Genomic DNA, 9,563 nt, shown 5'->3' on the forward strand with positions numbered 1-9,563 from the left:
GAGCGGGGCGGGCGCCGCCGGGGCCGCCCGCGCGAAGCGCAATTCACCCCGTACGGGACGAACGCTGCGAACCGGGCGCCAACCTTCCCCGGTAATCTGCTAATTCGCATTACTGCTGCCGCAACACCCCTTGACGACGCTCCGAGTCCGGTTCTAGGTTCCTCGCACAGCAGTCAGGCAATACGCATTAGCTACCCATTGTGAAGGCCCCTGTTCCCATGCCAGAAGCCCCCGGCAGGCTCACCCAGCGCGACATAGCCCGGCTGGCCGGCGTCAGCCAGACCACGGTCTCCCTCGTGCTCAACGACCGCCCCGACGCCGCCCGGATCGCGCCCGAGACCCGCGAGCGCGTCCTGCGCGTGATCCGGGAGACCGGCTACGCCGCCGATCCCATGGCCCGCCGGCTGACCAAGCAGCTCAACCAGATCCTCGGCGTCTTCACCTACGAGCCCGTCTTCCCCAGCACCAGCGCCGACTTCTACCACCCCTTCCTGCGCGGCATCGAGGAGAGCGCCGAGCGCAGCGGCTGCGACCTGCTGCTGTTCACCTCCGCGCCGGTGACCGCCGGCCGACGGCGCATCTTCCACGAGAACAACCGGCTGCGCGTGGCGGACGGCTGCGTCCTGCTCGGCCGCGAGATCCCGCACGGGGAGCTGAGCCGGCTGGTCGCCGAGGGCTACCCCTTCGTCTGCGTGGGCCGCCGCGACGACGCCGACGGCGGCCCCGTGCCGTACATCGGCGCCGACTACGTCTCGGCCACCGCCCGGCTGGTGGAGCGGGTGCGGGCGCTGGGCCACCGGCGGCTGGCGTTCGCCGGGCCGGGCGCGGGGGCGGAGTCGTCCGCCGACCGGCTCACCGGGTTCCGGCGGGTGGCCGGCGCGGACGCGCCGCACCTGGCGCCGGGGCCGCCGGCCGCCGAGCAGCTGGAGCTGCTGCTCGACGCCGGGGTGACCGCGGTGTTCGTGGAGTTCCTGCACGACGCGGTCGAGCTGTACGCGGCGGCGCTGGCCCGCGGTCTGGACGTGCCGCGGGACCTGTCGGTGCTGGCGCTGGGCGATCCCACCGCGCCGGTGGACCCGCCGGTGGACTTCACCGGCTTCCGCATCCCCCGCACCGAGATGGGCCGGCACGCCGTCGACCTGCTCACCGGCATGCTGCACGGCCGGGCCGGGCCCACCCGCCGGCTGCTGGACTGCCGCCTCGTCGAGGGCGCCACGCTCGCCGCCCCCGCCCGCTGACCGGCCCCGTACGCCCCGGCGCCCCAACACCCCGCACCCCCGCACACCCCAAGGAGACACATGCACGCGGACGTCCTCGTCGTCGGCGGCGGCACCGGAGGCGTCGCCGCCGCGCTCGGTGCGCTGCGCGCCGGCCGCTCGGTGATCCTCACCGAGGAGTACGACTGGCTGGGCGGCCAGCTCACCAGCCAGGCCGTGCCTCCCGACGAGCACACCTGGATCGAGCAGTTCGGCGCCACCGCCTCGTACCGGGCGCTGCGCGACGGCATCCGCGACTACTACCGCCGCCACTACCCCCTGACGGCCGCCGCCCGCGCCAAGCCGGACCTCAACCCGGGGGCCGGGCACGTCAGCCGGCTCTGCCACGAGCCGCGGGTGGCCGTCGCGGTGATCGAGGCGCTGCTCGCCCCGTACCGCGGCGCCGGCCGGCTGACCGTGCTACAGCCGTACCGCCCGGTGGCCGCGGAGACCGACGGCGACCGGGTCACCTCCGTGACCGTCGAACGCCCCGGCGGCGGCGAGCCGCTGGTGCTCACCGCGCCGTACGTGCTGGACGCCACCGAGACCGGCGAGCTGCTGCCGCTGACCGGCACCGAGTACGTCACCGGCTTCGAGTCCGGCACCGACACCGGCGAGCCCAGCGCCCCCGACGAGGCCCAGCCGTTCAACATGCAGGCCGTGTCGTACTGCTTCGCGGTCGACCACGTCGACGGCGACCACACCATCGACCGCCCGGCCGCCTACGGCTTCTGGCGGGACTACGAGCCGGAGTTCTGGGGCGCCCCGCTGCTGTCCTGGCGGGCCCCGCACCCGCGGACGCTGGAGGTGGTCGAGCGCGAGTTCACCCCGAACCCGGGCGACGACCCGCTCGCCGTCGTGGCCGACCAGCGGCGCAGCGGCGGCGACCGGAACCTGTGGACGTTCCGCCGGATCGCCGCCCGCGACCAGTTCACCCCCGGCGCGTACGCGAGCGACGTCACGCTCGTCAACTGGCCCATGGTGGACTACTTCGAGGCCCCGGTCATCGACGTGCCCGACGCCGCGGCGCGGCTGGCGGAGGCCCGGGAGCTGTCGCTGTCGCTGCTGTACTGGATGCAGACCGAGGCCCCGCGCCCCGACGGCGGCACCGGCTTCCCCGGGCTGCGGCTGCGCGGCGACGTCACCGGCGGCGGCGCGGACGGGCTGGCGATGGCCCCGTACTTCCGCGAGTCGCGGCGCATCCGGGCCGAGTACACCGTCGTGGAGCAGGACCTGTCGCTCGACGTGCGCGGCGGCAAGGGCGCGGTGTCGTACCCCGACTCGGCGGGCATCGGCATGTACCGCATCGACCTGCACCCCTCCACCGGCCGCGACACCTACATCGACGTGCCGTCCAGCCCGTTCGAGATCCCCCTGGGCGCGCTGCTCCCGCGGCGCACGGAGAACCTGCTGCCCGCCGGCAAGAACATCGGCACCACCCACATCACCAACGGCTGCTACCGCCTGCACCCCGTCGAGTGGAACATCGGCGAGGCCGCCGGGCTGCTCGCGGCCCACTGCGTCGAGCACGGCCTCACCCCCCGCGCCGTACGCAACACCCCCCGTCTGCTCCAGGACTTCCAGCGCACCCTGACCGCCCACGGCGTCGAGCTGCGCTGGCCCGACATCAGCGGTTACTGACCGCCAGGCCACCGACCGACCCGACATCCGAGGAGGCGCCCGCATGTCTTCGCCAGCACGGCCCAGCACCCGGTCCACCCGGTCCACCCGGTCCAGCAGAGGAACGCTCACCCGCGGAAAGCCCGTCGCGCTCGCCGCCGCCGGCCTGCTCGCGCTCACCGCGTGCGGCGGCTCCGACGGCGGGTCCGGCTCCGACGACGGCCCGGTCACGCTGCGCATGACCATCTGGACCGGCAACGAGGAGCACCTGAAGCTCCTGAACGGGATCGCCGCGGACTACCGCGAGCAGCACCCGGAGGTGCAGGAGATCAAGTTCGACACCCTGCCGGTCGAGAGCTACACCACCGCGCTGACCACCCAGATAGCCGGCGGCAAGGCCCCGGACCTGGCCTGGATCTTCGAGAACTCGGCCCCCGACTTCGTCACCTCCGGCGCGCTCGCCCAGATCGAGGACGACCCGGACGTGCTGCCGTCGGCGAAGAAGCTGTGGCAGCACGAGGACAAGCTCTACGCCTACCCCTTCTCCACCTCCCCGTTCGGCGTCTTCGTCAACACCGACATGCTCAAGGAGGCCGGCCGGCCCGCCCCGGCCGAGCTGATCGAGCAGGGCCGGTGGACCTGGGAGGAGATCGCGCAGACCGGTGCCGCGGTACGGGACGAGACCGGCGAGGCGGGCATGGTCATCCGCGACTTCGACTACAAGCTCTGGGACAACCTGGCCACCGTGTGGGGCGGCTGGGGCGCCGCGCCCTGGAGCGAGGACGGCAGGACCTGCACGTTCGACGCGCCCGAGATGACCGAGGCGATGACGTTCCTGCACGACGCGGTCTTCGTCGACGAGGCGCTGCCCGCGCCGGGCACCACCGCGGACTTCTTCGCCGGCGAGGCGGCCATGACCGTCACCCAGATCAGCCGGGCCTCGCTGCTGGACGACAGCTTCGGCTGGGACTTCGTGCCGCTGCCGGAGGGCCCGGCGGGCTCGTACGACGTGATCGGGCAGGCCGGCCTCGGGGTGCTCGCGGAGGGCGACAACGTCGAGGAGGCCGTGGACTTCCTGGCGTTCATGACGAACGAGAAGAACTCCGCCGCACTCGGCCGCTACTTCCCGCAGGCCCGCAGCTCCCAGCTGGACGCCGGGACGCTCGCCAAGAGCAACCCGCAGCTCAAGCCCGCGCAGCTCGAAGAGGTCGTGATCGGCGGTATCGAGAACGGCGTGGTCAAGCCGACCCACACCAACCAGGCCGAGCTGTACGACGCCGTACGCGCCGCGCTCGACCCGCTGTGGCAGCCGGACGCCGACGTGGCGAAGACGCTCCAGGACGTCTGCTCGGCGATCCAGCCGCAGCTGGAGAAGTGACGGCGCTCCCATGGCGACCCTGGAACGCGCCCGGGCCAAGGCCGCTCCCCCGCACCCGCGCGGGGACGGCTCCCGGCGGCCCTTCTGGACCGCGCGCCGGCGGGAGACGCTGGCCGGCTACCTGTTCATCGCCCCGCAGCTGCTGGGCAGCGTGCTGTTCGTCCTCATCCCGCTCGCCCTGGTCTTCTGGTACAGCTTCCACGAGTGGAACGTGCTGGCCGGCAGCTTCCGCGGGGTGGGCGCGGACAACTACCGGGCGCTGGCCGACGACCCCAAGCTGCCCGGCGTGCTGCGCGCCACCGCGTTCTTCTCCGTCGGCCTGGTGGTGCTGAACCTCGGCCTGGCGCTGGCGCTGGCGGTGCTGCTGAACCAGAAGCTCCGCGGCAGCATCGTCTTCCGCACCCTGTTCTTCTCCCCCGTCGTGGTCTCGCTGGTCGCCTGGACGATCGTGTGGGGCTTCCTGCTGCAGAAGAACGGCGGCATCAACGCCGGACTCGACCTGGTCGGCGTCGACGGCCCCAACTGGCTGCGCGGCGAGACCTCGTCGATGGTCTCGGTCATCGTCGTGCAGGTCTTCAAGAACGTGGGCCTGAACATGGTGCTGTTCCTGGCGGCGCTGCAGGGCGTGCCGCGGGAGCTGTACGAGGCCGCCACCGTGGACGGCGCCGGGCCCTGGCGGCGGTTCCTGCGGATCACGGTGCCGCTGATCAGCCCGACGATCCTGCTGACCTCGATCATCACGGTGGTCGGCTCGCTGCAGGTGTTCGCCCAGATCGCGGTGCTCACCCAGGGCGGCCCCGGCAACTCCACCACGGTCCTCGTCTACTACCTCTACCAGCAGGCGTTCGAGTTCCACCACTTCGGCTACGGCGCGACACTCTCCGTGCTGCTCTTCCTCATTGTGCTCGTGCTGACCGTCGTGCAGTGGCAGATGCGCAAGAAGTGGGTCTTCCATGAGTCATAAGCCGCCGCGGCGCGCCCGCCTCGTGCTCTACGGGGTGCTGCTGGTGCTGCTCGTCCCCTTCGTCTTCCCGACGTGGTGGATGGTGACCTCGTCGCTGAAGCCGGCGAGCGAGATCTTCGCGTTCCCGCCGTCGCTCTGGCCGGAGAACCCCGGCTTCGGCGCGTACGAGCGGGTCTTCGACCTGCAGCCGTTCGCGCAGCAGTACTGGAACAGCATGTACATCGCGGTGGTGGTGACGATCGGCACGCTCGCGGTGTCGTCGATGGCCGGCTACGCCTTCGCGCGCATCCGCTTCCGCGGCCAGAACGCGCTGTTCCTGGTGGTGCTCACCGGCCTGCTGATCCCCAGCGAGGTCACCATCGTGCCGCTGTTCCAGATGTTCAACGACTGGGGCATGACGGACACGCACTGGCCGCTGGTCCTGGTGCCGGTGCTCGGGGCGCCGAGCGTGCTGGCGACGTTCATCATGCGGCAGTTCTTCATCACGCTGCCGGCCGAGCTGGAGGAGGCGGCGCGGATGGACGGCCTGGGCCGCTTCGCGATCTACTGGCGCATCGCGCTGCCGCTGGCCCGGCCGGCGCTGGCGGCGGTGGGCATCTTCACGTTCCTGCACAGCTGGAACCTGTACCTGGAGCCGATCGTGTACCTCTCCACGCCGGAGAAGTTCACACTGCCGCAGGCGCTGACGCAGTTCACCGACGCGTACGGCGGCCCGATGTGGGACGTGCAGCTCGCCGCGGCGTCGCTGACCGCGCTGCCGGTGCTCGCGGTGTTCGTCTTCGCCCAGCGCCAGTTCGTGGAGGGCCTCGCCCACACGGGCCTGAAGTGACCGCCCCCTCTCTCCCCGTACGTTCCCTCCGGCCGGCGCCGGGGCCGGGCGCACCGGTTCTGGTAGGGCGAAGAACAGGAGACGTTCAGGTCCGTGCCATCCCGCGGCCACGGATGATCAGCACAGTGCGGCTGACACCACCTCTCGCGGACGGAGTTCCCATGGACCGGACAGAGGACCGCGGCGGGCAGCGCACCCGCCTCGACAGACGCGCACTGCTGCAGACCGCCGTCGCCGCGGCGGCGGCGGTGGCGGCGGTGGCGGCGGCCGCGGCGGCGGCGGCCGGGGTCGCCGGGGCACCGGCGGCGGGCCGCGGGCGGCACGGGTACGACGGGGAGAGCCCGCGCTTCGCGCTCGCCGTGCTGCCGGACACGCAGTACCTCTTCGACGCCGACAGTGCCGACCCGGAGCCGCTGCGCGCCACGTTCCGGTATCTGGTGGGCGAGCGGCGGGAGGCGAACATCGCGTTCATGGCCCACCTCGGGGACGTCACCGAGCACGGCACGGCCGACGAGATCCGGCTGGCCGCCGCCACCTTCCGCACCCTCCACGGCACGGTCCCGTACAGCGTGCTCGCGGGCAACCACGACATCGACGGCTCCCGGGACGACCAGCGGGGCGACAGCGCGTACCTCGACGCCTTCGGCCCGGAGCGCTACCGCCGCATGCCGACCTTCCGCGGCGCCTCCGACGACGGCTACAACACCTGCCACGTGCTGCGCGGCGGCGGCCGCGAGTGGCTGGTGCTGGCGCTCGACTGGCGGATCTCCGACCGGGGGCTGCGCTGGGCGCAGGGCGTCCTCGACCGGTTCCCGGAGCTGCCCGTCATCCTCACCACGCACGACCTCGCGTGGGCGGACGAGGACGGCGCGGCGGAGCTGTCCGGCCACGGGCGGCGGCTGTGGGACGGGCTGATCCGCGGCAACGACCAGATCTTCCTGGCGCTCGGCGGCCACTACTGGCCGCCGGGGCGGACCGTGCTGACCAACGACGCGGGCAACGACGTCCACGTGCACATCACCAACTACCAGGACCGCTACTACGGCGGCGCCGCGATGATCCGGCTGTACGCCTTCGACCTGGTCCGCGGCGTGATCGACGTGGAGACGTGCGCGCCGTGGTTCCTGGCCCGGGACCCGGACCGCCGGTCGCCGCTGGCGGCGGAGACGGTCGAGCTGACCGGGCCGGCCGACCGCTTCTCGATGGAGATCGGCTTCGCGGAGCGGTTCGCCGGGTTCGCGCCCGTCGTACCGCCGCGGCCGCGGCCGCCCGCCGCGGTGCTGCCGCGCGGCACGGTGGCGTACTGGCGCTTCGACCCGGCGGGCCTGGCCGCCGTCGGCCGGGACGGCGAGCCGGTCGCCGACGGGGTACGCGCCCGCGACCTCAGCGGCAACGGCAACGACCTCACCGTACGCCGCCTGCACGACAGCGGACCCACCGCGCTGACCTGGTCCGACGGGCACCACGAGGGCCAGCCGGCGCACGCGAGCCTGCGCTTCGACGGCGGCAAGGGCCCGGACCGCGGCGCGATCCTCACCACCGCGGCGGGGGCGCCGCTCAACAGCGAGAAGTTCACCTCCGGCTACACGATCGAGACTTATCTGAAGCTGCCGGAGCCCTTCGAGGGCGATCACGCCTGGATGGGCATCCTCAGCTGGGAGGGCCGCAACGGCGACGCGGGCAAGACCACCGGCTGGTCCCCGGAGGAGCCGACGTGCAGCCTGAACCTGTCCCCGGAGCGGTTCCTGCAGTTCGTCGTGTACCCGCACCGCCAGGACGCCGACCCCACCTCGTGGAGCCACGCGCTGCCGGTGGGCCGCTGGATGCACCTGGCCGTGGTCAACGACGGGCGGCGCACCGTGGTGTACGTGGACGGGTCGAAGATCGCCCGCAACCCGGCGCAGCGCTCGACCGGCATCGCCACCCTCGGCAAGCCGTTCGTGATCGGCGCCACACAGTTCGAGGAGAAGTACGGGCAGGGCTTCTACGGCTGGATCGGCGACACCCGCATCGTGGCCGGGGCGCTGTCCCCCCGGGACTTCCTCACCCCCGGCGGCTCCTGAACCGCCCCGCGGCCCCGGTCCGGCACCGGCCCGGCCTCGGCCCGGCCCCGGCCCCGGTCACGGCCCCCACCTGCATCGACGGCGGGCGGGGGGATCGCGGCCTCGGCGTTTCCCGCGCGCTGCCCGTACCCTCGTAGGGCACCGGCAGGCAGGAAAGGTATGCCCTCGTTCGACAAGCTCAGGGCCCGGCTCGCGCGCACGGTGCGGCGGGTCGGGGAGGCGGCACCGCCGCGGGACGCCGTCGTCCTGCGGTGGCTCGCCTTCGCGGTCGCCGTGCTCGCGACGGCGGTGCTCGTCGTCGCCGGCACGGCCCGCTCGACCGTCGCCGACGCCGGCTTCTACCGCTCGGCGCTCGACCGGGAGCACGCCTACCAGCGGCTCTACGACGAGGTGCTCGTCGACCCCGAGGCGTCGCACGTCACCCGCGACCTGCTCGCCCGGCTGCCGGTGCCGGAGTCCGTCGTCACCTCCAACCTCAAGACCGTCCTGCCGACGACCACCGCCCGGGCCATGGCCGACGGCGTCATCGCGGACGCGGTGGCGTACCTGCGCGGGGACCGCGACAAGCTGGTCCTGGAGATCGACCTGCGGCCGGTGCTCGACAACCTGGCCGCCGTGGGCAACGTCCACTTCGCCGACGTCGTCGCGAACCTCCAGGACCGGCCCGCCCCCGACTACGCCGCCTTCCAGTCCGACCTGGGCGACGCCGTGGACCGGATCGCCGCCGGCGACCGCCCGGAGGGGCTGCCGACGCTCGACCTCACCGAGGCGCAGGCGAAGGCCGCCACCGACGCGGTGCTGCGCGCCGTGCCGTGGCACCAGCGCGCGGAGCTGCGCCCGCGGCTGCTCGCCGCGCTCGGCAGCGGCGACCTGGCCACGGCGCTGGCGGAGGTCGGGCCCGCGCTCTTCGCCCAGCGGGCCGACAACGCCGCGTGGGCGCTGCGCGACACGGCGGACGGGGTGTCGTGGGACCTGGCGGCCGAGTTCGGCGCCGGCAGCGACGCGCCACGCACGGCGCGCGAGGCCCGCTCCTTCACGCGGCTGGGCCTCGGCTGGGTGCAGACCGGCGCCGTGGTCTTCGGGCTCGCCTCCCTGGCCGTGCTGTGGCGGTACGGGCCGCGCGCCCCGGGCCGGCGGCTGCTGCGCATCGGCGGGGCGCTGGCGTGCGGGGGCGCACTGACGTTCGCGCTGACGCTCGTGGTGCGCGGGATGACCGGCGGCACCGTCGCCGCCGCGCCGGGGAACTGGCCGGACTCCGCCGCCCGGCTGCTGGACGACGTGCAGCGCACGGCGCTGGAGCGGCTGTACACCGTCGCGCTGACGACGGCCGCCGTCCCGCTGACGGCGGGCGTGCTGCTGGCCTCCGGCGCGTCCGGGGCGCAGCGCCGCGCCGCCGCGGCGGCCGCGTCGAGGGCCGGGGCCGGGGAGCCCGCGCCCGGGGAGACCCCGGTCG

Annotated in this window: 6 protein-coding genes and 1 pseudogene; all 7 read left to right on the top strand. The window is 73.5% G+C overall.

Features of this window, described 5'->3' with window-relative positions:
* Positions 1-218 precede the first annotated feature (218 nt).
* Positions 219-1,238, top strand: coding sequence for a substrate-binding domain-containing protein (locus ABD317_RS28765; RefSeq protein WP_027752049.1), 1,020 nt, complete (start codon positions 219-221; stop codon positions 1,236-1,238).
* Positions 1,239-1,298: 60 nt separating this feature from the next.
* Positions 1,299-2,897: an FAD-dependent oxidoreductase gene (locus ABD317_RS28770; RefSeq protein WP_344293452.1), complete on the top strand. Its 1,599-nt coding sequence runs from the start codon at positions 1,299-1,301 to the stop codon at positions 2,895-2,897.
* Between the two features lie 43 nt (positions 2,898-2,940).
* Positions 2,941-4,254: an ABC transporter substrate-binding protein gene (locus tag ABD317_RS28775; RefSeq protein WP_344293454.1), complete on the top strand. Its 1,314-nt coding sequence runs from the start codon at positions 2,941-2,943 to the stop codon at positions 4,252-4,254.
* Between the two features lie 10 nt (positions 4,255-4,264).
* Positions 4,265-5,218 (top strand): carbohydrate ABC transporter permease, encoded by a 954-nt coding sequence (locus ABD317_RS28780; protein ID WP_344293456.1) that lies wholly within the window; start codon positions 4,265-4,267, stop codon positions 5,216-5,218.
* A complete protein-coding gene (locus ABD317_RS28785; RefSeq protein ID WP_344293459.1) occupies positions 5,208-6,047 on the top strand; it encodes a carbohydrate ABC transporter permease in 840 nt (279 codons plus the stop codon). The genes ABD317_RS28780 and ABD317_RS28785 overlap by 11 nt, the downstream gene beginning before the upstream one ends.
* A gap of 161 nt (positions 6,048-6,208) precedes the next feature.
* Positions 6,209-8,110, top strand: a complete 1,902-nt coding sequence (locus ABD317_RS28790) for a LamG-like jellyroll fold domain-containing protein (protein WP_344293461.1) — start codon at positions 6,209-6,211, stop codon at positions 8,108-8,110.
* A gap of 159 nt (positions 8,111-8,269) precedes the next feature.
* Positions 8,270-9,563, top strand: a pseudogene (locus ABD317_RS28795) (hypothetical protein); the annotation flags it as partial.

The sequence above is a fragment of the Streptomyces synnematoformans genome, assembly GCF_039531005.1.
GTDB classification, from domain to species: domain Bacteria; phylum Actinomycetota; class Actinomycetes; order Streptomycetales; family Streptomycetaceae; genus Streptomyces; species Streptomyces synnematoformans.

Excerpts from the sequence above, each read along its gene's own strand:
- ABD317_RS28775 (WP_344293454.1), top strand. The coding sequence starts at position 2,941 with ATGTCTTCGCCAGCACGGCCCAGCACCCGGTCCACCCGGTCCACCCGG.
- ABD317_RS28765 (WP_027752049.1), top strand. The coding sequence starts at position 219 with ATGCCAGAAGCCCCCGGCAGGCTCACCCAGCGCGACATAGCCCGGCTG.
- ABD317_RS28780 (WP_344293456.1), top strand. The coding sequence starts at position 4,265 with ATGGCGACCCTGGAACGCGCCCGGGCCAAGGCCGCTCCCCCGCACCCG.
- ABD317_RS28785 (WP_344293459.1), top strand. The coding sequence starts at position 5,208 with ATGAGTCATAAGCCGCCGCGGCGCGCCCGCCTCGTGCTCTACGGGGTG.
- ABD317_RS28790 (WP_344293461.1), top strand. The coding sequence starts at position 6,209 with ATGGACCGGACAGAGGACCGCGGCGGGCAGCGCACCCGCCTCGACAGA.
- ABD317_RS28770 (WP_344293452.1), top strand. The coding sequence starts at position 1,299 with ATGCACGCGGACGTCCTCGTCGTCGGCGGCGGCACCGGAGGCGTCGCC.